This is a genomic window from Zobellia sp. OII3, assembly GCF_002211465.1.
GTDB classification, from domain to species: domain Bacteria; phylum Bacteroidota; class Bacteroidia; order Flavobacteriales; family Flavobacteriaceae; genus Zobellia; species Zobellia galactanivorans.
On the sequence record NZ_MWRZ01000004.1, the window covers coordinates 85,876 to 110,847 of the forward strand.

Genomic DNA, 24,972 nt, shown 5'->3' on the forward strand with positions numbered 1-24,972 from the left:
ACATCATATTTCTTAAAAAGCTCTTAACCCATGCAGTTGAAAAGGACTTTGTTGTTTTTAGTATAGGGAATAAAAAAAGTCCTGCTTTCGAATGACTATCAAACATTGAAAACAGGACTATGAAGAACAAAAATTCATCTATAAATTTATGTTCATGTAAACTGAAATCCTATTGCGGAGTTCAACCTTGTCGTCGTTTAGGTTTTGGCTGATAGGTAGCATACCTGCCAGGCCCAATGAGTATCTGTTGTAACTGGCTTCAATACTAAGTTTTCCTAAGAAGACATCACCTTTGGTATGTGCTACCTCAATACCTAATTCCCTGTTACTGGCGTAGATTTCCTCAGAAACCCCAACTATGGGGGTTAGGGCAACATCGGAGATGTAATAGGTTTTAAAGGCGTTGATGCCTAAATTCAACTGGTTTCCAAATTGGTAGTCTTTTGGGTTCTTGGTTTTTATGGTGTAATTGGCCATAGTGCTAATACCCCAGTTTCTATAGGTGAAACCGTAATTCATGGCCAACACATAATCCCAGCTGCCGTTCCCCAATTGAAAACTAGGGTTTACACTGCCTTCGTTATTGTCTTTGTCATATTTTCCGGTAGGCATTTTAATACCACCGCCCAGTTGTAAGTAGTGTTCCGGTTTTATGGAAACGATGCTGTCGGGTGTAGCCGCAATTAAATTGTAGAATCCGAGAACGCTAATATCGCCAAGGCCGCTGATGGTCTGTTCGGTATTGTCGGGCAGGCTTCTGTTGTGAAATTGAAAGGGTACGATAACGTTCGCGATTATCCTTTTGCTAATCGGAAGGTTGGCCCAGGCCTGTATGGTGTTGAAATTTTCGGTAATCCAAGGGGAATCGGCAAAAATTCCATCACGTGATCGGTACTCTTGACCGATATAGCGCAGTCCGAAAAAATTATTGTTCAATCCCGTACCGTAGCCCATGCTTCCTCCGCTACTGCCACAGCCACAGGTGTCGCAGAAATCGAAATATTCACCATCATAATGAATGTGCGTAGCGCATCCACTTGGGGTCGGGCCGTCAATGTTCGGATTGTCGTTTCCGTATGAAAGACTAGTGTAAAAGCCAATGCACACGAGCGTAAAAAACCGATATAGGTTTCTAGTATTCAGCAAATCGTTCGTCATTTATATAAGTTTCATCCGTTAATGTTCCTAAAAAGGCTAGCAATACATTTTTTTCATTATCAGTTAAGGGAATGCCTAAACTGCTCTCTTGTTTTAAAATAGGATCCAAGGTGGGGGAGTCTACGACCGATTCACTGTAAAAGTCGAGTACGGCTTCTAGTGAGCCGAACCTTCCATCGTGCATATAGGGAGCGGTAAGGGCCACGTTTCTTAAACTGGGTACTTTGAACTTGTACCGGTCATCAGGGGAGCCGCTCACTTCTTCACGGCCTATGTCGTTGAGAGTTGGGTTGGGGGCCAATCCGTTATTTCTAAAAGCGTCATCGCTAAAAAGGTCGGTGGCGTGACAAGAGGCACATTTGTTCTGGAAAACGGAGAGCCCTTCAAGTTCTTCTTCGGTAAATGTTCCGCCTTCTTCTTGTCGTACGAACTTATCGTACTTTGAATCGGCCGAAATCATCATCACCATAAATTGGGAGAGGGCCTTGAAAAAGTTTTCGGTGTTTACTTCCTCATCTTCAAAGGCCAGAGCGAAGAGTTTTTGGTATTCGTCGTCGCTTTTGATTTTAGCGATTACATTGCTAACCGTTTCGCCCATTTCGACCTCATTGGTAATGGGTATTATAGGAAATAGGTCTAAATGGCTTGTGGCGCCATCCCAGGTAAATTCTTTCATAAATGCCGCGTTCTGTATCGCGGGGGTGTTTCTAACCCCTTCGAGGTCGTCTATGCCGTGGCTGAATTGGTGGCCATGGTGTGTGAAAGCGGTACGTTGTTCATGACAAAATCCACACGAGATAAACCCATTGCTTGACAGTCGGCCATCGTAGAAAAGCTTTTTGCCCAGCTCAAAACCCACGGTAGTCGGAGGATTTGCCTCTAAGTCATAGATCGGCTCCGGAAAATTCGAGGGCACTGTAAATTCCAAGGGTTCGTTAACGGTCTGGTAGTCATCCGAGGATGTATCACAAGACCACAACGCCAAGGTTACAAGTACTACAAGTATACTGGATTTTTGCATCTTAACTTTGTTATGATAACCGGCCGAATAAAGGCCGGTTATCAATTACTTTGCTTTTGGCTTAGTGCCCTCCACCGTTGTGAATGTGGTCTACTTCGAACATTTCAGAAGTATTCACGGCTATTTGAGGCGATTTTTCGGCATCGACCATAATCACCTGCTTTTCGGTAAGTGAAATACTGTTGGTGGCCCCTGCCAATATTTTTGAGGCGTCTATCTTTAAGTGGATATTCGAGTCGATCTCATCACTTACACGAACATTCATCGGTAGTTGTAAAACGACTTCCTTGTAGTTGTCAAGACTTGAGCCGTGGCTGCCCATATGAATCTTAAATTCCGTCGCCTCGGTTATGCTTTCCGATGTAAAGGTGCCTTCAAAGTTCAAGAATTTATAACCTGCTTGCCATGACCACATCATGTTGTTCTCTTCGGCCTCGACGAGGAAATCGCCTTGTCCTTCGGAACCTTGAAGATATTTTTCTTGATCGACACCAACACCGAATTTCAAGGTTGTGTATTCGCCGGCAGGGATATCGTCAAGTTCTATTTGGTCTTCCTCTTCTTCTTGGCTGATGATAAAATAGCTATTGTCTTTATCGTAAGCGTACTCTGCACCGTCTTTGTTGACAAACCTTACGTTGCTGATGATGTAGTTGAAACGGTTGATGGTAATCTTTTCACCATTGGCATTGGCCGCGTTTTCGACGCCTAATACTAGGTCGTTACCATTGTAACCATTATCGAATTTTATTGAGATTTCACCGCTTCCTGTTAGGGCATCGTCATCGCTCATGTCGTCATCGTTTGAACAAGAGGTCATAAAAAGGGCGAATAGGGCCGAAAGGGCCAATAAAGAATGTTTCATGGATAAATATTTTTTGAGGGACGGTAGACCTAACAGCTTATGTTGATGCTATGTGTTCTAGGCATACCAAAACCCATTCAAATGTTGTATTTTATTTGAGTGACAAGGGTTTATATCCTAAAAAAGGAAAAACCTGTCGATTTAGTAAAGGGAAATGCCCGCCCTGTTCGATTTAGGATACAGTTTGGCGTAGCTATTTTCCAAGGAAAGACCTTATGCGCACTCGGGCGGCTCCGATATGTCGGAAGTTAAAAGAAGGGAAATTAAATTCGATTCAATTTTGTAGTTTTTGATCGAAGGAATATCGGTATAGAAACCAAATTCTATTGGTAATAGGGATTGAAAGAAAACAACGGGCTGTATTTCTACTTTCGCCTGTTTTTCCCCAAAAGGGTTTTTACTATTTTCTTCGGATTCTTTGGCGAGTTGTTTGGCCAAGTAACATTTACCGTCACAATGAAGCATCGGTTTGTCGCGGTTCTCGCAAAGTACGTTTTTGATATAGTCGTAGTTGGCGATATATTCCGCTACTGGCCAAAGTGGTTTGACCATCATTATAAACGCCACGAAAAGCACTACGTACTGTTTCATTCGGCAAAAATACTTTCTTTTTCCTTTAGACAAAATAGAATTTGTCAAAAAGAATCGTTTCTGTGGTTACGGCAATACCATATAAAAGTCTTCGTACGAGATATTTTACTCGATAATCGAGATTAAATGCCCCGAGGTAGTTTACTTTTTTACAAAAATACCAAAGAGCTCGTTATCCGCTCTTGGGCCTATCGAGTTGTAGCATCGGGTAAAAGTGGTTGTCTTGAAGAAAGGGTTTAGGTGGTTCAGGTATAGTTCTTTAGAGCCGCCAAAAGGACGTTTTTCCATATCTCCTGTCAGGGGAATATCGAACCAAAGGCCTACCAGTTTCCCCTTGGGTTTTAAAAGTTTGGCCATTTGCCGTGCATAGGCATTGCGATTATCGTCGGTAGGAGGGAATGAACAGAAAAAGGTTTGCTCAAGAATAAGATCGTATTGCCCTTGGTGTTCAAAGAAGTTTTCCTGTAGCAATTGTGCTTTGGGGAAATCGGGATTTCTATTGAGAAAATGTTCTAAAGGTATTTCCGAGACGTCCATCACAAAAACATTCTTAAAACCTTCTTTCCAAAGGTATTCTGCTTCATAGGCATTTCCGGCCCCGGGTATTAAAATAGAAAGGTTTTTGTCGGTAAGTTGGTCAACGTAGGTCTTTATGGGGGTAGAGGGGTAGCCGATATCCCATCCCGTATTGTTTTCTTTGTACCGTTGCGTCCAATAGTCATGTTGGTCGTTCATCGTATTTTTTTATTTAATAAAGTAATCTGAATTTTCAAGTTAGTATAAAATCATGGTCAAACTGTATTAATATTTTCCCAAAATTGTATTTCTAACACTTCCTTTTGGGCGATTAGAAAGCTAATCCTTACATTTAAAACTTGTTTCAAACTAAACCAAATAAGTCAAGCATTTCATTTATGAAGAAAACAGTATCCATTTTAGTCCTTATGGTAGGACTGATCCTTGCCGCTTGTGGTGATGGAAGCCAAAAAAGAGAGGGTAAACCTAAAGTTTTGGTTTTTTCAAAGACCTCGGGCTGGCACCACAAATCGATACCTGCCGGTATTGCCGCCATTCAAAAGTTGGGCGCAGAAAACGGCTTTCAGGTCGATACCACAAAAAATTCGGAACTTTTTAATGAAGACAATTTAAAGCAGTATTCCGCAATTATCTTTTTGAGCACCACTCTGAATGTACTGGATGCCAGGCAAGAAGCTTCTTTTGAGCGTTATATTCAGGCCGGTGGCGGTTTTGTAGGCATACACGCTGCAGCCGATACCGAGTACGACTGGGGCTGGTACACCAAACTGGTGGGGGCTCAGTTTGCAAGTCACCCCAAAGGGACACCAGAGGCCGATTTTATCATTACCGATAAAAACTTTGCGGCAACGGAATTTTTTACCGACTCCGTTTGGCATAGAAGCGATGAAATCTACAATTACAACAAGATCAATCCTGATGTACACGTCGTAATGACCGTAGATGAATCAACCTATGAAGGGGGCACCAACGGCGATTACCATCCGTTCGCTTGGTACCATGAGTTTGATGGGGGTCGGGCCTTTTATACAGGTGCGGGTCATACCGATGAAACCTTTTCTGAAGAACTTTTCTTAAAACATTTACTGGGAGGAATCAATTATGCCATCGGTGAAAACAAAGTATTGGACTATTCAAAGGCCACTACACAGATACCACCCGATGTAGACCGTTTCACCAAAAAACAATTGAGTGTAGGCGAGTTTTTTGAGCCTACCGAAATGGCCGTATTACCTAATAACGATGTATTGATCGCGCAACGTCGCGGACAGGTACTCTTGTATAGCGATGCTAGCCAAGAACTCAAGGAAGTGGCTTCGTTGGATGTCTATTATAAAACCTTGAACACCCCGGGGGTCAATGCGGAAGAAGGGTTAATGGGACTCCAGAAAGACCCTGATTTTGCCACAAACCATTGGATTTACCTTTATTATTCCCCTACGGGAGATAAATGGGTGAACCGCCTGTCTCGTTTTCAATACAAAGACGGGGTTTTCGACCTAGCTTCGGAGCAGGTTATTTTGGAAGTGGATTCACAGCGTGAAATCTGCTGCCATACCGGAGGCTCCATTGCCTTTGGTCCTGATAAATTGCTCTACCTTTCAACGGGAGACAATTCTACTCCTTTTAACGAAAAAGGGGTAAAGTATGTGAACAATGGTTATGCACCTTTAAACGACATCCCTGGACATGAGCAATATGATGCCCGCAGGTCTTCCGGTAACACCAATGACCTAAGAGGGAAAATTATTCGTATAAAAGTGAACGAAGACGGTAGTTATGATATTCCTGAAGGCAATTTGTTCGCTAAGGGAACTGAAAAGGCAAGGCCCGAAATCTACACGATGGGGCATAGAAACCCTTATCGTATTTCGGTAGACCAGAAAAACAGTACCCTGTACTGGGGCGAGGTCGGACCTGATGCGCGTAATGATCAGTTTGAAAAACGAGGGCCAAAGGGGTACGATGAGATGAACCGTGCAACGGAAGCCGGTAACTTTGGTTGGCCTTTGTTCATTGCCGATAACAAGCCTTATGTAGATTACGATTACGAAACCGGTGAAAGCGGCATTACTTTTGATCCGCAAAAGCCAATAAACGATTCTAAGAACAATACGGGGCTCCGAGAGCTTCCTCCTGCAAAAGAGGCCTATATCTACTACCCTTACGTCGATTCCAAAGAATTTCCGGAAGTAGGGTCGGGTGGAAGGAATGCCATGGCCGGACCTACCTATTATTCCGATATGTATCCCAATGGAGGGGGACTCCCAAGTTATTTCGATGGAAAAACCATTATTTACGATTGGATGCGTGGTTGGATGAAGGCCGTTACCTTCTTTGAAGATGGTACCTTATATAAAATGGAGCCTTTTGCTTCCGATATTAAGGTCAATAACTTGATCGATATGGAGATGGGGCCGAACGGTAGGGTCTACTTGTTGGAATACGGTAGCGGTTGGTTTACCCAAAACGAGAATTCCGCTTTAAGTTATATTGAATACAATGGCGGTAACCGTCCACCGATTATAGACCATATGATCGTAGATCACACTTCGGGGAAATTACCGCTTACAGTCAATGCCAAGGTAGAGGCAAGAGACCGCGAAGACGATGCTATTACCTATGTGTGGGATTTGGGCAATGGTGAGACCAAGGAAACTACTGAACCACAAATAAGTCACACGTACGACACGGCCGGTGATTATAGGATTTCCGTGGAAGTAAAAGACGATAAGGGCGATGCCGTAAAAAGCGATATGATTACCATAGTGGCCGGAAATTCGAGACCAGAAGTGACCATTGCTTTAGAAGGAAACGCCGAGTTTTTTGAAAAAGGGGTTCCCGTGAAATATGAGGTGAAGGCCAAGGATGCCGATGGGGATATCATAGACCCCAAAAACATTTTTGTTTCGGTCGATTATTTGGAAAGTTTTGATGAGCAGAATATGTCATTGGGACATCAACAGGTTTCCGCAGCCGTAACAGGAAAGGCGCTTACTCAGGGAATGGACTGTAAAACGTGCCACAAAGAGAACGGTCCGTCTATTGGCCCGAATTATATGGCTGTGGCCGATAAGTATAAAAAGGACAAAAAAGCCAAGGCCTACCTGCAGAAAAAAATCGTTTCAGGCGGTGGCGGTGTTTGGGGCGAGGTAGTAATGCCTGCGCATCCGAATATCACCAAAGATGAAACCCGACAGATCGTGGAGTACATCATGTCTTTGGCCGACACTTCGGTAAAGGAGAAGTCGCTTCCCGCTTCGGGCAGTATTGTACCGAAACCGACCAAGGATGACAAGGTGATGGTCATCACGGCAAGTTATACCGATAACGGCCAAGAAGGGGCCATACCGCTTACCGGTGTACAAACCGTAGTGTTGAAAGAAAAGGAAGCAGCGGATACGTCTAAATAAAACGTCTTTCCTTAAAAATAGAAAAGCGGCCTACATTTATGTGGGCCGCTTTTTTTATGGGGAGTAAGCAAATTACGCTAGGGTAAAAATTGCTGGTCTACGTAATAATTCCGGTCTACTTCCAATGTCGATAGATCTCCATCCAGTTTTTGCTTTTTCCACTTTCCGGTCGGTTTAAGGATATGTGCCGTACCGTCGACCCAGACTTTTAAAGGCATATTAAAACCTGCTATAACGTTCGTATATCGGTATTTTACCTCGTTTCCATCCACCTCGTACTCGAACATAGGAATCTTTGCCGTACGTAAATACTGGTCGAACACCTTTGAAAGGTCTATTTTTGCGTGATGGGAAATATAATCTTCAATTTGATCGGTAGTTACCGTTTGATGGTAGAACTCACGGTTTAGCCCCCTAAGGATCTGTCGCCATTTTTCATCGTCGTTTACTAGCTGTCTTATCGTATGTAGAAGGTTGGCCCCTTTATAGTACATATCTTTTGACCCCTCTACGTTTACGTTGTACGGGCCAATGATCGGTTTGTCGTTTTGAATGCTTGCACGGGTACCGATTACATAATCGGCGGCGGCCTCTTTTCCATAGTAAAAGTCCACGAACAAGTTTTCCGAATAGGCGGTAAACCCTTCATGTACCCACATATCGGCCACATCTTTGTAGGTAATGTTGTTGGCGAACCACTCGTGTCCGGCTTCGTGAATGATAATAAAATCGAATTTCAGCCCCCATCCGGTTCCTGAAAGGTCTCTTCCTAAATACCCCTTCATATATTGATTTCCGTAGGTAACCGAACTTTGGTGTTCCATGCCGAGGTAAGGAACTTCTACCAGTTTAAAACTGTCTTCGTAAAAAGGGTAGGGGCCGAACCAGTGTTCAAAGGCCTTCATCATTTTTGGGGCGTCCTTAAAATGTTCCTTGGCCTTTTCAAGATTATCGCGGAGCACGTAATAATCCATGTCTAATATACCTTTTTCCCCATTGTACTTTTCACCAAAGTGTACATAGTCCCCTATGTTGATATTTACGCCATAGTTGTTAATGGGGTTCGATACGAACCAGTGGTAGGTATTGGTGTCTTTGTCGACTTTTCTCAACCTGCCGTTGGAGACATCCATTAGCCCTTTTGGGGCCTTTACGCTGATAAGCATACTATCTACCTCGTCGTACATATGGTCTTTGTTGGGCCACCACACGCTGGCTCCCAGGCCTTGGTTCGAGGTGGCTACGAAGTCTTTGCCCTTATTGTCTTTTTTCCAAGAGAACCCGCCGTCCCAAGGAGCTCTTACCGCTTCTTTCGGGTGACCGGAATAGTATACCTTGATCTCATTGAAATCTCCCTTTTTCTGGATCTTTTTCAGATGTACGAAATGGGCATTGCCATTATGGGCTACCTGTAGTTCTTGGCCGTCTTGGGTTACCTTTTCTATGGTCATCGGAGGCTGTAGGTCAACCTGCATCACCTGATTTTTCTTTAAGACTTTATAGCGAATGGTATTGCTTCCTGAAATGAACTTTTTGTCGGGGTCTACGGCTACGTCAAGATGATAATAGTTGAGGTCCCACCATTCGCGTTCCGGGGTAATGCTCCCCCTCAGGCTGTCTTGTTCTGTGAATTGTTGGGCATAGGTTGCGGTGGCAACCATCATCATAGTTAAAATTAATATCCGTTTCATTGGTATTGGGTATATGGAATTAGAAACAGGTTCAAGATAGCGGCTTATGCTTTTTGGATTCCGCTTTTCTGTAAAATTTAAAGGAAAGCTTGTTTTGATAGAACGCCTTTCTTTAAGGAATGTATTACCTCTTTTTCCTGCTTTTTTTGTTTTGTATTTTGTCTCCTCGCTTTTGCGGCTTCTTGTATTTCTTTTTTAGTTTTCTCTCGTAGCTCTTTAGTTCGGGCTTTTTCTTGCGGTTCTTGGCCGATTTTTCATGAAAGGAAGCCCCGGCCTTGTGTGCTTGGTCGTCGTCCAATTCATTGTTGGGGTCTATGGGCTTGACATCCTCTTCGGGAGTGAGTTTTGAACTTATTTCCACTTCCTTTGGAAATTCATTGAAGGGGATGGCGTAATTCATCAACTCTTCAATGGCTTCCTTTAAAATGGTCTCCTTTTCATTATAAAGGAGGATAGACCGTCCTTTTTCCCCGGCCCTACCGGTCCTCCCAATACGGTGGATGTAGTTTTCAGGATAATAAGGGGTGTCAAAACTGATTACGGTACTGATTTTTTCTATATCGATTCCACGGGATATAACATCGGTAGCAATTAGGATCCTGCTTTTACCGCTTTCGAATTTTTCTATGGATTTGGTACGATAGTTTTGCTCCTTACCTGAATGGATGACCGATATTTCAGATTCAAAATCGAGCACTTCAAACAACCTATCGGCATCGACCTTGCTCGCAACAAAAATCAAGACTTTATTATATTCTTCCCGGTCTTTCAATAAATGGTTCAGTAGGTTGGCCTTGGTGTAAAAATTAGGGGCCGTATAAGACTCTTGTTTTATAGTCTCTAAAGGTGTACCACTGATAGAGATGGTTTTTTTAACGGGGTTGATCAGAAAATCGTCCATTAATTCATCTATGTAGGTCGTCATGGTAGCCGAAAAAAGAATGTTCTGCCGTTTCTTGGGAAGGTATTCAAAGATGTTCTTTAACTGTGTTTTATAGCCAAAGTCGAGCATAATGTCAACTTCATCGATTACTAGTTTTTTTACCGATTTGAGTCGCAAGACGTTGGCCAGAACCAAGTCGTACAACCTTTGGGGCGTACCTACGATGATGTCTTGCCCCTCTGCAACGGCTCTTTTTTGACGATTTATGTTGTTAGAGCCTCCGAAGACGCCAAGAGCCCTTACGCTAAGGAAGGGTGTTAATTTTTCTATTTCTTCTACAATTTGAATTACAAGTTCGCGGGTCGGTGCCAGAATGACTACCCGAGGATGTAGTTGGTCTGAAAATTTCAAATCCTGTAAGATGGGTAGCAGGTATGCAATTGTTTTTCCGGTTCCGGTCTGTGCAATTCCCACAAAATCGGAGCCACCAAGAATGGTAGAATACGACGCTTGTTGAATAGGGGTCGGCTTTTCAAGCCCTAAATCAACAATGGCCTTTTTTAACTGTTTTTTAATCTTAAAATCATCGAAAGTGTCCATTGTGTAAAAGTAATTAAGAAAAATCCTATTTGCGTGTGTATTTGAACTAATTATAAGAATTATTGGGGAGATTGAAAGAATGACGATATCGTTTTACCGATATGCTATCGAACATGCCTGTGCTTTCTTCCAAGCAAACCCAAGAGTCCGATGAAAGGCCCCAAGGCCAAAGCGATAAAGAGGTAGGTAATGTCGAAGGTTTCCGCTAAGAAGGAAAGCAATTGTATGCTGAAAATGCTAATAGCAAAACCGATGCAATTTACGAGGGTCAGTGCCGTACCTTTTAATTCGGGTGGAACCGAGGTGGCCACCAGGTTTGAAAATTGAGGGGAGTCTGCGGTAATGGCCATCCCCCAAAAACACCAACCGGCCAAAAACAATCCCGAGGGGAGGGTAAAGAGTACGGGGGAAATTAAGCAGAAAAGACCGGAAAGAAGCAGGGAGACCACCGCCACTTTTCGACTTCCGCTTCGCAAGGATAGCAATCCTCCAAACACGCAGGAAAGTCCACCTAAGGCAATGATCATTCCAGTGGATAAGGGAACGGATATCTCCGAAGCCCACATTGTATTATAGGTTTGAAGGGCGAGTGGGGTAAAGGCCCAAAAGGCGTAAAGCTCCCACATATGGCCAAAATACCCAAAAGCGGCCTGTCTAAAACTGTGTAATTTAAAAAGTAAGGGCCCCGCACCTAGCGAAAGCTTGGCACTGGGCTTACGGAAGGGGCCGTTGGGGACGAATGCCCATAAGGCCACACCGCCCATTATGGCAAGGGCGGAAGTAATTTTTATGACCAAGGTAAAATCCTTGCCCAAACTGGTACCGCTCACAAAATAGGGGAAGGCGGTTCCCAAGACAAGGGCGCCTACCAAATAGCCCAAGGCCTTTCCCAATCCTTTTTGGTAATAATCTGCCGCTATTTTCATGCCCACGGGATAAATGCCGGCAAGAAAAAATCCCGTACCGAAACGGGCGAAGAGCAAGGTCCACTTCGATAAGGTTTCAGAGAGCAGTAGAAAATTGCAGAGGGCGGCTAAAAGGGAGCAGATGAGAAATACTCGGGAGGGCGAAAACCGGTCGGCAATCATAAAAAGGCCAAAGACCAAAGTGCCGATGATAAAGCCCAATTGTACCGAAGAGAGCACGTAGCCAATGATTTCAGGTCCTAATCCCGTTTTAAGCGTCAGTTCATCTACAATGGCATTGCCGGCAAACCATAAAGAGGTGCAGGCAAATTGCGAGAGGATGATTATGGGGAGTATGTGGGCGCGCGGCTTCAATATAATTTACGGAACAAAAGTGGCCCTGGCATTATTGTCTTTTTCATGCGCGTAAAGGGCAACTGTACAAGAGGGGACGCCTGCAGAGGTAGACTTCTTTTTGCCACTAGTTTTATTATCGGTGATAATGTGGTTCTTGGTTTGCCCATTTTTGTGTTTCTCGGTCCTTCCGTTTCTTTATAGGATGTCCAACAGGTATACCCTGATATCCTGTTGGACTGAATTGTATTTATTCAAACGGTATGGCCGTACTTCGTATGTTTTTTGAGCGTATAGGGCAAGGCGATTTTACAGTTCGGCAAATTTTTGCAGGAGTCCCCTAACTTTTTGTGTGCTCTCTACATAATATTTGGCCGCTGTTTTTTGTATGCCCACTTTTACGGTGACCGTGCTTTCCGGTAATTCTTGAAACATGAACTCGTCTGTCCAGTCATCGCCGATGGCAAAGACAAAATCGTATTCGTCCTCACCCAGGATCCGTACCGAAGCCCGGCCCTTGTTTACGTTACTGCTCTTTACTTCCACCACTTTGTTTCCGTTGAGCAGGCTCAGGTCGTCGGTGCCGATAAGGCTGGTCAAGGTTGTGGAAAGCTCCATGGCGCGTTTGCTACCAAAATCGGGATCGGTTTTTCTGTAGTGCCAGGCCAAGCTATAGTTCTTCTCTTCGATAAAGCTTCCCGGTGTACGGTCTACAAAGGATTCCAATACGGGGCGCACCTTTTCCATCCAGTCGTTCTTAACGTTTTCCAGCATTCTAAAGGGTTCACCTTCCTGCGAGATCCATACCCCGTGCTCAACGATCATATTGTACTTTTTGGGCAAGAACCATTGGGTAAAGGTATCTTTGTCCCTACCGCTTATTAAGTAAAGAACGGTATTGGGTTGCTCGTTCAATATGTCCAACAGTTCGTATAATTGTTCGTCGGGACCTGCTTTTTGCGGGTCGTTGTGAAAACCGGCGAGCGTTCCGTCATAATCGAGGAATAGTAATCTTTTTTTCGCTTTGGAATATTGTACGGATATAGACTCCAATAACTTATCGGTCAGTTTACGCGAAACATTGGCCGCATCGCGTTCCTTTTGCGATTTAAGCGAGGTCATAAAGTCGTTGGCCCATTTTTCCACATTGTAGCGTGCCAATCTCTTTTGCAGTATTGAATTCCGGGCTTTTTGTTCTTCTACCGGCATGTTTATCGCTTCGTGCAAGGCATCGGCCGTTTGTTCAAAGTTATTGGGGTTGACCAGTAGTGATTCGTTCATTTCGTTGGCCGATCCCGCCATTTCGCTCAGGATCAAAACACCGGTTTTGTCGGTTCTGGTGGCGATGTACTCTTTGGCTACCAAATTCATACCGTCGCGCAGTGGCGTAAGCCAGGCAATATCACTGGAAGTATAAAGGTCGATAAGGTTTTCAAAGGGCATGGATCGGTAGAAATACCAGATGGGGGTCCAGCTTACGGTTGAAAACTCACCGTTTATACGGCCCACAAGCTCGTCTATCTCCCTTTTCAATAATTGGTACTGTGGCACATTGGATCTGGAGGGGACGGCCAATATGATCAACCTTACCTTCTCTTTATATTGTGGATATTTATTTAGAAAATACTCAAAGGCGTTCAATCGTTTGGCAATTCCCTTACTGTAGTCCAAACGGTCTATGGATAAAAAGAATTTGGCTTCGGGGTCGGTCTTCTTATGGGCATTTAAACGTTGCTGTAATTCGGATTGTTCATCTTCGGCCCTGTTGTAGTGTATTTTGGCCGCATCGCTGAACTTCTTGTAATCGATACCCATAGGAAAGGAATCCACTTTGATCAACCGGTCGCCCATGGAGATATCGTTAAAGCTCACCTCCAGCCCCAACAAACGTCTTACGGAGCTAAGAAAGTGTCTTTCGTAGTCGTAGGTATGAAAACCGATAAGGTCGGAGCCTAAAACGCCTTCCAACAGTTCTTCACGCCAAGGTAGTGTCCTGAAAATTTCGAAAGAGGGAAACGGGATGTGCAAAAAGAATCCTATGGAAACATTGGGTCGTTCTTTGCGGACCATTTGTGGCACCAACATGAGTTGGTAGTCGTGCACCCAAATGGTATCGCCGTCTTCCGCTTTTGCCAAAATGGCATCGGCAAATTTTTGGTTTACCTTCTTATAGGTATTCCAATAGTCCAGTTGAAACTCGGAATACTCTAAAAAATAGTGGAACAAAGGCCAGATAGTCCGGTTACTGAATCCGTAGTAAAAGCCGTCCACTTCCTTTTCGGTAAGCTTCACCTTGGAAGAACCGTGCGCAGCAAGGGCCTCATCGATCTTAGGTTCCAACTCCGGTACAATATCCTCTTCCGTGAGTCCGCTCCACCCGATCCACAAGCTGTCTCCGCTCGAATGTACAGATTTCATACCTGTAGCTAAACCGCCAACACTCGGTATTGCGGTAATGGTTCCGTTGCTGATTTGCAACTGAACGGGTAGTCTATTTGAGATTATGATAGTTTTGCCCATAAATCGGATATTTTGCGGTGTTTTATATTTAATTTCTCTAAATTTCGTGAAAAAGAAGGGCAATTACAATACGAACCCTGATTGAATTAACAATTTTATTGAATGGATAGTTTAGACTACGGAATAATAGGAAATTGTCGAAGTGCAGCATTAATATCTAAGACGGGTAGTGTCGATTGGTGCTGTTTACCAGAATTTGATTCCCCTTCGGTATTTGCGAAACTTTTAGATGAGGAAATCGGAGGGAGTTTTGAGTTTTTGGTCGATGAAAAATATACTATAGAACAACGATATGAACCAAGGACCTGTATTTTAATAACCACGTTTACCGATGGGGATAATTGTTTTGAAGTCCATGATTTCATGCCGCGTTATCATAAAGAAGACGGTAGCTATGTGGCTCCGCCCGAATTTATAAGATATATTAGGTTGGTAGAGGGTAAGCCAAAGTTCAAGGTACGCTACGACCCCAAATTGGAATATGCCCAAGGGGAGACCAAGAGTTATATTAAAAAGGATTTCATTGCCAGCTTAACCCATGAAATCAAGTTTGATACCGTATTTCTTTATACTTCCTTTGATAAGGAAGCCGTACTGTACGGAAAGGAAATCAGTTTGACCGAAGATGGTTTTTTCTTAATGGGCTATAACGAGAAAATATTCCCGACCACAACGAACAAGGCCTATTTGGAACTAGAGAGTACCAAGGTCTATTGGTTGAACTGGTCTGCTCGGACACCCATATATAAAAAGTTCAACGAAGAAATTTCAAGGAGTGCGCTAACCCTAAAACTATTGAGTTACGATAAAACCGGTGCGGTATTGGCCGCAGCTACTACCTCCTTGCCCGAAACCATAGGGGAGGTAAGAAACTGGGATTATCGTTTTTGTTGGATTCGCGATGCTTCCATGGTAATAAAAGTGGTGTCTGAATTGGGCCATAAGAACATAGCCCGACGCTATTTGAAGTTTATTATCGACTTGATTCCCGATAAGGCCGAGAAACTACAGATTATGTACGGGATCAACAAGGAGAAAAAATTGACCGAGGAAACCTTAGAGCATTTAAGCGGTTACAAAGGGTCAAAGCCAGTACGTATCGGAAATGCCGCATATCACCAAAAGCAGAACGATATTTATGGGATCCTTATGGATGTAATCTACGAACAGATGGTAAAGTTTAGCGTAGATATCGAAAACGGTGAAGACTTGTGGTCGATTACCAAGGGAATCGTTTGGATCGTTGGAAACCATTGGCATGAAGCGGATAAGGGGATATGGGAATTCCGTACCGAAGACCGGCACTTTACCTTCTCGAAAGTATTGTGTTGGACGGCTTTGGATAGGGCCATAAAGGTGGCGGAAATGTTAGGAAAGCACCATAAAATAGAAAAATGGAAGCCCTTGAGGGAGGAAATCTGGAACGATATCTACGAAAATGCCTGGAACGAGGAAGTAGGGGCGTACACCCAATCGTACGGGTCCAAACATTTGGATGCCTCCGTTTTACTTATGGAATCTTACGGTTGCGTTGACGCCTCCGATGAGCGTTATAAGAGCACGGTAAGGGCCATTGGTAAGGAGTTGAGCAATGATGGACTGCTATATAGATACAAGAATGAAGACGATTTTGGACTGCCTTCATCATCGTTTACGGTCTGTACTTTTTGGTATGTGAACAGCTTGTTTAAAATTGGGGAACACGACCAGGCGCTTGAGCTATTCGAAAAATTACTCGGGTATAGTAACCATTTGGGACTCTTCAGTGAAGATTTGGATTTTAAGACCAAAAGGTTGCTGGGGAACTTCCCGCAAGCTTATTCCCATTTGGCATTGATCGAGTGTGCCGTTAACTTTTCAAAAAAAGATTCCAACGAGGATATCAAGGAGTCTATGCGTGCGTAAGTCCTTTTTTATAAAAGAAATCCAATAATAAAAAAACACCCCGGCCGGGGTGTTTTTTATTTCTCATCCATTCATAAACACTAATCGAAAGTGTATCCGTTATCAGCGGCGATTCGATCTGCGATTTGTGTGCGCAGGGCAACCACATTGGGATTGTTCGTGTATTTGGTGAAACGTTTCAAGCCCATAAGCATCATACGTTGCTCGTCACCTTCGGCAAAAGAGACAATGGCCTCTTTCCCTTTTTGGATTATGGTTTCGGTAGCATTGTATAAGTACAATTTAGACATGGCGATCTGGGTTTTTTGGGAATCCTCCCCAGAGCGTTTCGCATTTTTCTCGGTTCTCAAGATGGTACTTTCGGCCATGTATACTTCAATCAGTATATCGGCGGCGGCAAGCATCAATTGTTGGTGTTTTTCCAATTCAGGACCAAATTTTTGAACGGCACTTCCGGCAACCATCAAGAAGACTTTTTTCAACCTCTTGATCAAATCTTTTTCTTCGGCAAACAACTCTGAAAAATCAGGGGTATCAAACGATGGGATTCCCATTAATTCTTCACCTACTGCCGTAGCCGGACCTAATAGGTCTACATGGCCTTTCATTGCTTTTTTAACCAGCATACCAACGGCCAACATTCTGTTGATTTCGTTGGTTCCTTCGTAAATACGGGCGATACGGGCATCTCTCCATGCCTTTTCCATTGGGGCATCGGCACTAAAGCCCATTCCTCCGAAAATCTGAATACCTTCATCGGTGGTGTTTTGAACATCTTCGGAAACGGCCACCTTTAAGATAGAACATTCGATGGCGTATTCTTCAACACCTTTTAATTCGGCCTCTTGATGCGAATTGCCTTCGGCTTCACGAATGGCAATACGGTCTTCAATGTTCTTGGCGGCACGATAACTGGCCGATTCACCGGCATAGGCATTGGTGGCCATATTGGCGATTTTGGCTTTGATCGCGCCAAAATTGATAATCGGTGTCTTAAATTGAATGCGTTCATTGGCATAGGTCACCGCCTCTTTGATTACCCGTCTTTGGGCATCTAAGCAGGCTGCGGCCAATTTAATACGGCCTATGTTCAAGGCGTTCATCGCGATCTTGAATCCGTTGCCCCTTTCAGAGAGCATATTTTCTACCGGTACTTTGGTGTCGTTAAAGAACACCTGACGGGTCGAGGAGGAGTGGATCCCTAATTTTTTTTCTTCATCACCGAATGAGATACCGTTTTCAGGGTCGTTCTCAACAATGAAACCGGTAATGTTCTTATCGTCTACTATACGGGCAAAAACAATGAAGAGGTTACAAAAACCAGCATTCGAAATCCACATTTTCTGTCCGGTAATGCTGTAGTATTTTCCATCGTCGGAAAGTACCGCTTTTGTTTTACCCGAATTGGCATCAGATCCCGCGCCAGGTTCGGTCAAACAATAGGCACCGAACCATTCGCCAGAAGCCAATTTAGGAACATATTTCTGTTTTTGCTCTTCGGTTCCGTACAGGGTGATAGGCATAGTACCAATACCTGTATGTGCACCGAAAGCGGTACTAAAAGAACCTGTAGCCCCCGAAATATAGTCACAGACCAACATGGTAGAAACAAAGCCCATGCCCATTCCTCCATAAGATTCGGGTACGGCAACACTTAAGAGTCCGAGTTCGCCCGCCTTGCGCATACACGCTTCGGTGTAGGCGTAATCTTTCTTTTCAAAGCGTTCCCAATGCGCCCATAGTTCGCGATCAACGAACTCCTTGGTACTTTCGCGCATCATTTTCTGCTCTTCGTTCAAATCTTCTAAAGTGAAGATGTCTTCGCAATTGGTCTCTTTTACCAAAAACTGACCACCACGTAGAATTTCTTTGCTCATAGTTTTTTGCTTAATGTTAGTTTTCTTGTGTTAGTTCAAAAATTCGTAGATGCCGGCAGCGCCTTGACCTGTACCTACACACATAGTTACCATGCCGTACTTGCCTTGCATATTCCGTTTTCTCATCTCATCGAATAGTTGCACCGATAATTTGCCACCGGTACAGCCCAATGGGTGCCCCAGTGCAATAGCACCTCCGTTAACGTTTACGATGTCTTGGTTCAATCCGAGTTCGCGTATTACCGCAAGTGATTGTGAAGCGAAGGCTTCGTTCAACTCGATAAGCTCTATGTCATCTTGTTTTAGGCCAGCCTGTTTTAAAGCTTTTGGAATGGCGGCAACCGGACCGATACCCATAATTCTTGGGGGTACGCCGGCAGCGGCATAATTCACCAAACGGGCGATAGGCTCGAGATTAAGTTCCTTGACCATATCTTCGCTCATTACCAATACAAATGCGGCACCATCGCTCATCTGCGAAGAGTTACCTGCGGTAACGCTACCACCGGCCGCAAAAACGGGGCGTAATTTATTCAGTACCTCTATGGAAGTTCCTTTTCTAGGGCCCTCATCTTTGGTCACGGTGTATTTTCTAGTGGCTTTTTTTCCATTTTCGTCAATGTAGGTTTGCTCTACTTCAATAGGAACGATCTGATCTTGAAAACGGTCTTCCGCCTGCGCCTTCAAAGCTTTCATGTGCGAATTGTAAGCAAACTCATCTTGGTCTTCACGAGATACTTTGTACTCGTTGGCTACAGCTTCGGCAGTATTTCCCATGCCCCAGTAGTAATCTTCATGGCCTTCACTTACCAAATCGTAGTTCAATTCGGTTTTATATCCCGTCATAGGGACGGAACTCATACTTTCGGCCCCACCGGCTATAATACAATCGGCCATTCCCGCCTGAATTTTTGCAGTGGCAATACCAATGGTTTCAATACCTGAAGAACAAAATCGGTTTACCGTAACCCCGGGAACATCAACAATGTCCAGTCCCATTAAAGAAATCAATCGGGCCATGTTCAGCCCTTGCGATCCTTCTGGCATGGCGTTACCAACGATGACGTCATCGATCCGTTTTTTATCAAAATCGGGCAATTCTTTCATCATGTATTCAATGGTCTCCGCGGCGAGCTCATCTGTTCGCTTGAACCTAAAAACACCTTTCGGAGCTTTTCCGACAGCCGTTCTGTATGCTTTAACTATATATGCAGTTTTCATTTTAAATGGTATTGAGTATTGAGTTTATTGTATTGAGATCTATAATGTTTTTTGAAACGAATAATTCATTTTTTGAATTTCAACACAAACGTCAATTACTGGTTTTACTTTTTCTTTTTTTATTAAGTTTAATTCGATTAAGAGTATTAACTGAGTTTGAAGTTCATAAGCTGAACCATTTGCAATACTCAAAAAATGTTTAAACTCTTTTTGCGAATTTCTACCAGCTCCTTCTGCTATATTTGAAGGAATTGATACAGAGCATCTTTTAATTTGAGAAACTAGCCCGTATTTTTCTTCGGAAGGCAAATCAGCTGCTAGTAGATAAATGGATTTAGCTAATTCAATAGCCTTCTTCCATATTTTTAAATTTACTACTTTATGCATTATATCTAATTTCCCAATTCTAATATCTCAATACTTATTTATAATTAATTTCTTAAAGGTTTACCTGTCTTTAACATGTGTTGGATACGCTCGAGCGTTTTGCGTTCGGTACAAAGCGATAAGAAAGCCTCACGCTCTAAATCCAATAGATATTGTTCGTTTACCAAAGTAGGCTCCGATAAATCGCCACCGGCCATGACATAGGCCAATTTATTTGCGATTTTCTTGTCGTGCTCACTGATGTAGTGGCTAGCTTCCATAGAATCAGTGCCCACTAAGAACATACCCAAAGCTTGTTTACCAAGTACTTTGATATCTTTTCGTTTTACGGGTTGTGTATATCCGGCTTCGGCCATCAGTTTGGCATGTGCCTTAGCTGTCGCAATCTGGCGGTCTTTGTTCACCACTACGATATCTTTTCCATGTTGAAGAATACCTAAATCATAGGCTTCGTAAGCCGAAGTAGAAACTTTGGCCATACCGATGGTCAAGAAATACTCTTGCAAGACGTTTAGTTCAACATCGTTCTTTTTAAAGGTATCCTGTGCTCTCACGGCAAACTCCTTTGAGCCACCTCCACCGGGGATAACACCAACACCAAATTCTACAAGACCGATATAGGTTTCTGCCGCAGCTACGACCTTATCCGCGTGAAGTGAAAGCTCACATCCACCACCAAGGGTCATGCCGTGTGGGGCAGAGACCGTAGGGATAGCCGAGTAGCGCATACGCATCATCGTATCTTGGAACATTTTAATAGCCATATTAAGCTCGTCATATTCTTGCTCAACGGCCATCATAAAAATCATACCGATATTGGCCCCTACAGAGAAGTTTGCCGCTTGGTTACCGACAACCAAACCTTGAAAATCTTTCTCGGCAAGGTCAATGGCCTTGTTCAGACCGGCAAGGACGTCACCGCCGATGGTGTTCATTTTCGACTGAAACTCGACATTTAAAATGCCATCGCCCAAATCTTCGATAACAACACCACTGTTTTTAAATACTTCTTTGGTCTTTCTGATATTATCTAAAATGATAAAGGCATCTTGTCCCGGTATTTTTTCCATGGACTTTTTAGGGATATCATAGAAATAAGAAGCCCCATCTTTCACCGAATAGAACGAGTCGTGTCCGGAAGCTTTCATTTCTTTTACCCAAGCAGCGGCCTCTAGGCCTTCGGCTTGAACGAATTCCAACCCTTTATCCAAACCAACGGCATCCCAAATTTGGAAAGGTCCGTGTTCCCAGCCAAAACCGGCTTTCATAGCATCGTCAATCTTGTAAAGTTCATCGGTTATTTCAGGAATCCTGTGCGATACGTAAGCGAATAATTGACCGAAGCTCTTTCGGTAAAACTCGCCGGCCTTATCTTTTCCTCCAACTAATACGGCAAAACGGTCCACCACCTTATCAATGGTTTTGGTAAGCTCTAGCGTGGCGAACTTGGCACTTTTCTTTGAACGGTAATCCATCGTGTCCAAATCCAAGGTCAAGATTTCCGTCTTTCCGTCCTTATCTTTTGATTTTTTGTAGAACCCTTGTCCGGTTTTGCTTCCCAACCATTTGTTTTCCATCATGGTATCGATGAAGTCGGGGAGTTTAAAAAGTTCTAACCTTTCATCGTCCTTACAATTTTCGTGAATACCGTTGGCCACGTGTACCAAGGTATCGAGTCCGACCACATCAACGGTTCTAAAGGTAGCCGATTTAGGTCTGCCGATAACGGGACCGGTAAGTTTGTCAACCTCTTCAATGGTCATGCCCATGTCTTTCACTGTGTGGAAAAGGCTTTGAATACTAAAAATACCGATGCGGTTACCAATAAAGGCTGGGGTATCTTTGGCTACAACAGAAGTCTTTCCTAAGAACTTCTCCCCGTATCCGTTCAAAAAGTCAAGGACTTCTTGAGAGGTTTTCGGGCCAGGAATGATTTCAAAAAGTTTTAAGTATCGTGCCGGATTGAAGAAATGCGTTCCGCAGAAATGCTTTTGGAAGTCATCACTTCGGCCTTCGGACATAAATTTGATAGGGATACCCGATGTATTAGAGGTAATCAAGGTACCGGGAGTACGGTATTTTTCAAGATTTTCGAAAACCTTCTTCTTGATATCAAGACGCTCTACCACAACTTCTATGATCCAGTCTACCTTACTCACCTTGGCGATATCGTCTTCAAGGTTTCCCGTGGTGATACGCGAGGCGAATTTTTGATGATAGATGGGTGAAGGTTTAGATTTCAAGGCTGCCGTCAATGAATCGTTTACCAATCGATTGCGTACGGCCTTGTCTTCAAGGGTTAATCCTTTTGCTTTTTCCTTATCGTTCAACTCTCTAGGAACGATATCGAGCAATAACACTTCTACTCCGATATTTGCGAAATGGCAAGCAATGCCACTCCCCATGATTCCGGATCCAATGACTGCTACTTTTTTAATATGCTTGTTCACGATGTAGTTATTGGGTTATTAATTAATCTGTTTTTGGATCAAGTGCACCTTGACCGCCTATTGGGTTATCGTTGGTATAAATTGTTTTTTCCGCTATGAGTTCGTTTATGGTTTCCATAACTTCAAAAAAGGTATTTATCTTTTCTTCGGATAAACTGTTCCTGACCGATTCGTTAAATTTTAAGACCACGTTTTTTGAATCGTTTCTTTTTTCGAGACCGAAGTCTGTCAAATAGATAAGAACACCGCGCCCGTCATTAGGGTTGGGTTTTCGTTCAATAAGGCCTTGTTCTTCCATCCTTTTTAGAATACGCGATAAGCTCGTAGCTTCCATGCCCATTTTGGGGCCCAAGGCTGTGGAGGGAGTGCCGGTCTTAGGGTCGACACTCAATAGGGTAAAACCCACGGCCATGGTGGAATCGAATTTTTTGGCTTCTTCATTGTACATACGGGCTACCGCTTGCCATGTGGCACGCAGCGCGTAGTCTATTGTAATATCTTTCATACATAAGGTGGGTTGTCGGTTATCAAATATACAAAAATATATTATGCATGCATAATATATTTTTGATTTTTTAAACCAATTAAACAACCTTCCTACGAAGAAATTACCTTATTCGTAATGGGGTAGGGTCCTTTTTGGGAAAAGAATATTTTCGGGCGAAAATTTATAGCGCTCGAAGGGAGTGCCTATGAACGCCCATAGATGTCGTTATAGAGATCCATATATTTTTCTTTGACAATTTTACGTCGAAGTTTAAGGGTAGGGGTAAGATGCCCTTCATTAATACTCCAAACATCGGGGGTTAGACGAAATTGTTTCACTTTCTCCCACTTGGCAAATTTTTCGTTAGCCAGGTCGACCTCTTGTTGGTAGCGTGCCAAGACCTGTTCGTTCTTAATGATTTCGGAATTGCTTGAAGCCGATATGTTGTGTTTAGAGGCCCATTCGTGTAAAAAGTCGAAATCGGGCTGAATGAGGGCTGCGGGCATTTTTTCTCCCTCACCGACAACCATGATCTGTTCGATAAAACGAGATTGCTTGAAGCGGTTCTCTAAGAGTTGGGGTGCTACGTACTTGCCGCCGGAGGTCTTGAACATTTCTTTTTTACGGTCGGTGATCTTTAAAAAGCCGTCACTGTCCAATTCTCCGATATCGCCGGTGTGGAAATAGCCGTCTATAATCACCTCTTCGGTTTTCTGTGGGTCTTTGTAATAGCCCAACATTACCTGTGGGCCTTTTATACAGATTTCCCCGTCACTGGCAATCTTTACTTCGGTACGGTCTATTGGTTTTCCGACCGTGCCTATGCGGAAACCTCCATCGCGCATGTCGTTTACCGAAATGACCGGTGATGTTTCCGAAAGGCCGTAACCCTCCATGAGCCCGAATTCAGCAGCGTTGAAAATACGTGATAAACGGGGCTGTAAGGCTGCACTTCCTGAAGCGATCAAGCTTAGGTTGCCGCCTAGGCCTTCTTTCCATTTGCTAAAAATTAATTTTCTGGCGAGGGACAATTGCTGTTCGTACCACCAACCGTTCTTGCCGTAGGGCTCATATTTTAACCCTAGGTTTACCGCCCAAAAGAACAAGGCTTTTTTAATGCCTGATAGTTCGGCGCCCTTGGCGTATATTTTATCGTACACTTTCTCTAGAAGCCTAGGTACGGCCGTCATTACATGAGGTTGTGTTTCCTTAAGGTTCTCGCTGATCTTATCGAGTGACTCCGCATAGTATATGGTTACGCCCCTGAATTGGTACAAATAGATCAACATACGTTCGTACACATGGCATAAAGGCAAGAAACTAAGTGCCTTGGTCTTGCCGTCTTCTATGGGAAAGCGCTTTGAGCTTTCCAGGGCGTTGCTGACCAGGTTATTGTGCGATAGCATCACTCCTTTAGGTCTTCCGGTGGTTCCCGATGTATAGATAAGGGTGGCCAAATCGTCTGACTTGACCTGTTTTTTTAATTGTTCTACTTCCTCTTGATTAGAGGTGTCGGCACCGAGTTCAAGTACTTTCTTCCAATTATCGCATTCGCCGATTTCATCGAAGGAATAGATATGTTCAAGACTCGGCACCTGGTCTTTTACCGAACTCACTTTTTTGTAGACCTCTTCACATGAAACAAAACAAAGTTTAGCCCCTGAGTGGTTCAGTACATAAGCATAGTCTTCTTCCGAAATAGTGGGATAAATAGGAACGTTTTGCGCGCCTAGTTGAAGAATGCCGATATCCATAATATTCCATTCCGTTCGGTTCGTCATCGATATGACGGCAATTTTATCATTAGGGCGTACCCCCATTCGCAGTAGGGCACGGCTCATGGCGTTGGCTTGGTCTATATATTCTTGGGTCGATGTGGAAATCCACTTGCCATCCTTTTTGGAGACGAGTGATTTTTCCAGATTGAATTTTTCCAACTGATAGTAGGGGAAATCAAAAAGTCGGCTAATTTCTTGCATAGTATATATCTAAAAGGTCCTTGCAAATTAGGGAAAGAACACGGGATTTTAAAACAGCTTTCATAAAATTGATATTGGTTTTATGAGAAATCACTATTTCACTTACTAAGAACGCTCTTTTCGACCGA

At 43.5% G+C, this 24,972-nt stretch carries 17 protein-coding genes; 2 read left to right on the top strand and 15 right to left on the bottom strand.

Annotated elements, in window-relative coordinates; genetic code table 11:
• Positions 1-138: 138 nt before the first annotated feature.
• The 5 genes from B4Q04_RS12950 to B4Q04_RS12970 form a co-directional block, all read right to left on the bottom strand.
• A complete protein-coding gene (locus B4Q04_RS12950) occupies positions 139-1,158 on the bottom strand; it encodes a hypothetical protein (protein WP_088697056.1) in 1,020 nt (339 codons plus the stop codon).
• A complete protein-coding gene (locus B4Q04_RS12955; RefSeq protein ID WP_088697057.1) occupies positions 1,133-2,179 on the bottom strand; it encodes a cytochrome-c peroxidase in 1,047 nt (348 codons plus the stop codon). Before B4Q04_RS12955 ends, B4Q04_RS12950 begins: the two co-directional genes overlap by 26 nt.
• Positions 2,180-2,240: 61 nt before the next feature.
• The gene (locus B4Q04_RS12960; RefSeq protein ID WP_088697058.1) at positions 2,241-3,044 is read right to left on the bottom strand and encodes an MbnP family protein; all 804 of its coding nucleotides are present in this window, start codon (positions 3,042-3,044) and stop codon (positions 2,241-2,243) included.
• A gap of 213 nt (positions 3,045-3,257) precedes the next feature.
• The gene (locus B4Q04_RS12965) at positions 3,258-3,635 is read right to left on the bottom strand and encodes a hypothetical protein (RefSeq protein WP_088697059.1); all 378 of its coding nucleotides are present in this window, start codon (positions 3,633-3,635) and stop codon (positions 3,258-3,260) included.
• A 141-nt stretch (positions 3,636-3,776) separates the two neighbouring features.
• The gene (locus B4Q04_RS12970; RefSeq protein ID WP_013991492.1) at positions 3,777-4,370 is read right to left on the bottom strand and encodes a methyltransferase domain-containing protein; all 594 of its coding nucleotides are present in this window, start codon (positions 4,368-4,370) and stop codon (positions 3,777-3,779) included.
• Positions 4,371-4,549: 179 nt separating this feature from the next.
• Between B4Q04_RS12970 and B4Q04_RS12975 the strand changes: the two genes are divergently transcribed.
• Positions 4,550-7,585: a ThuA domain-containing protein gene (locus tag B4Q04_RS12975; protein ID WP_088697060.1), complete on the top strand. Its 3,036-nt coding sequence runs from the start codon at positions 4,550-4,552 to the stop codon at positions 7,583-7,585.
• Between the two features lie 77 nt (positions 7,586-7,662).
• Here the strand turns inward: B4Q04_RS12975 and B4Q04_RS12980 are convergent, their stop codons facing one another.
• The 4 genes from B4Q04_RS12980 to B4Q04_RS12995 form a co-directional block, all read right to left on the bottom strand.
• Entirely contained in the window at positions 7,663-9,276 is a 1,614-nt protein-coding gene (locus tag B4Q04_RS12980; RefSeq protein WP_088697061.1) for a M1 family metallopeptidase, read from the bottom strand.
• 124 nt (positions 9,277-9,400) lie between these two features.
• Complete coding sequence (locus B4Q04_RS12985) at positions 9,401-10,759, bottom strand: DEAD/DEAH box helicase (RefSeq protein WP_088697062.1); 1,359 nt, start codon at positions 10,757-10,759, stop codon at positions 9,401-9,403.
• Between the two features lie 104 nt (positions 10,760-10,863).
• Positions 10,864-12,039: an MFS transporter gene (locus B4Q04_RS12990; RefSeq protein ID WP_088697063.1), complete on the bottom strand. Its 1,176-nt coding sequence runs from the start codon at positions 12,037-12,039 to the stop codon at positions 10,864-10,866.
• 288 nt (positions 12,040-12,327) lie between these two features.
• Complete coding sequence (locus tag B4Q04_RS12995) at positions 12,328-14,538, bottom strand: bifunctional alpha,alpha-trehalose-phosphate synthase (UDP-forming)/trehalose-phosphatase (RefSeq protein WP_013991487.1); 2,211 nt, start codon at positions 14,536-14,538, stop codon at positions 12,328-12,330.
• A 102-nt stretch (positions 14,539-14,640) separates the two neighbouring features.
• Here B4Q04_RS12995 and B4Q04_RS13000 point away from each other — a divergent pair, with 102 nt between their 5' ends.
• The gene (locus B4Q04_RS13000) at positions 14,641-16,443 is read left to right on the top strand and encodes a glycoside hydrolase family 15 protein (protein ID WP_013991486.1); all 1,803 of its coding nucleotides are present in this window, start codon (positions 14,641-14,643) and stop codon (positions 16,441-16,443) included.
• An 80-nt stretch (positions 16,444-16,523) separates the two neighbouring features.
• On the opposite strand, the gene B4Q04_RS13005 is transcribed toward B4Q04_RS13000, so the two are convergent.
• From B4Q04_RS13005 to B4Q04_RS13030, 6 genes are all read right to left on the bottom strand, one after another.
• Positions 16,524-18,320 carry an acyl-CoA dehydrogenase family protein gene (locus B4Q04_RS13005; protein ID WP_088697064.1) on the bottom strand — a complete coding sequence of 599 codons (1,797 nt, stop codon included), beginning with the start codon at positions 18,318-18,320 and terminating at the stop codon, positions 16,524-16,526.
• Positions 18,321-18,350: 30 nt separating this feature from the next.
• Positions 18,351-19,541, bottom strand: a complete 1,191-nt coding sequence (locus B4Q04_RS13010) for an acetyl-CoA C-acyltransferase (protein WP_013991484.1) — start codon at positions 19,539-19,541, stop codon at positions 18,351-18,353.
• 39 nt (positions 19,542-19,580) lie between these two features.
• Positions 19,581-19,928, bottom strand: coding sequence for a four helix bundle protein (locus B4Q04_RS13015; RefSeq protein WP_088697065.1), 348 nt, complete (start codon positions 19,926-19,928; stop codon positions 19,581-19,583).
• A 44-nt stretch (positions 19,929-19,972) separates the two neighbouring features.
• Positions 19,973-22,378 carry a 3-hydroxyacyl-CoA dehydrogenase/enoyl-CoA hydratase family protein gene (locus tag B4Q04_RS13020; RefSeq protein ID WP_088697066.1) on the bottom strand — a complete coding sequence of 802 codons (2,406 nt, stop codon included), beginning with the start codon at positions 22,376-22,378 and terminating at the stop codon, positions 19,973-19,975.
• Positions 22,379-22,400: 22 nt separating this feature from the next.
• On the bottom strand, positions 22,401-22,883 hold the full coding sequence (locus B4Q04_RS13025) for a MarR family winged helix-turn-helix transcriptional regulator (RefSeq protein ID WP_013991481.1): 483 nt from the start codon (positions 22,881-22,883) through the stop codon (positions 22,401-22,403).
• Positions 22,884-23,068: 185 nt separating this feature from the next.
• Positions 23,069-24,844: an AMP-dependent synthetase/ligase gene (locus B4Q04_RS13030; RefSeq protein ID WP_088697067.1), complete on the bottom strand. Its 1,776-nt coding sequence runs from the start codon at positions 24,842-24,844 to the stop codon at positions 23,069-23,071.
• Positions 24,845-24,972 lie beyond the last annotated feature (128 nt).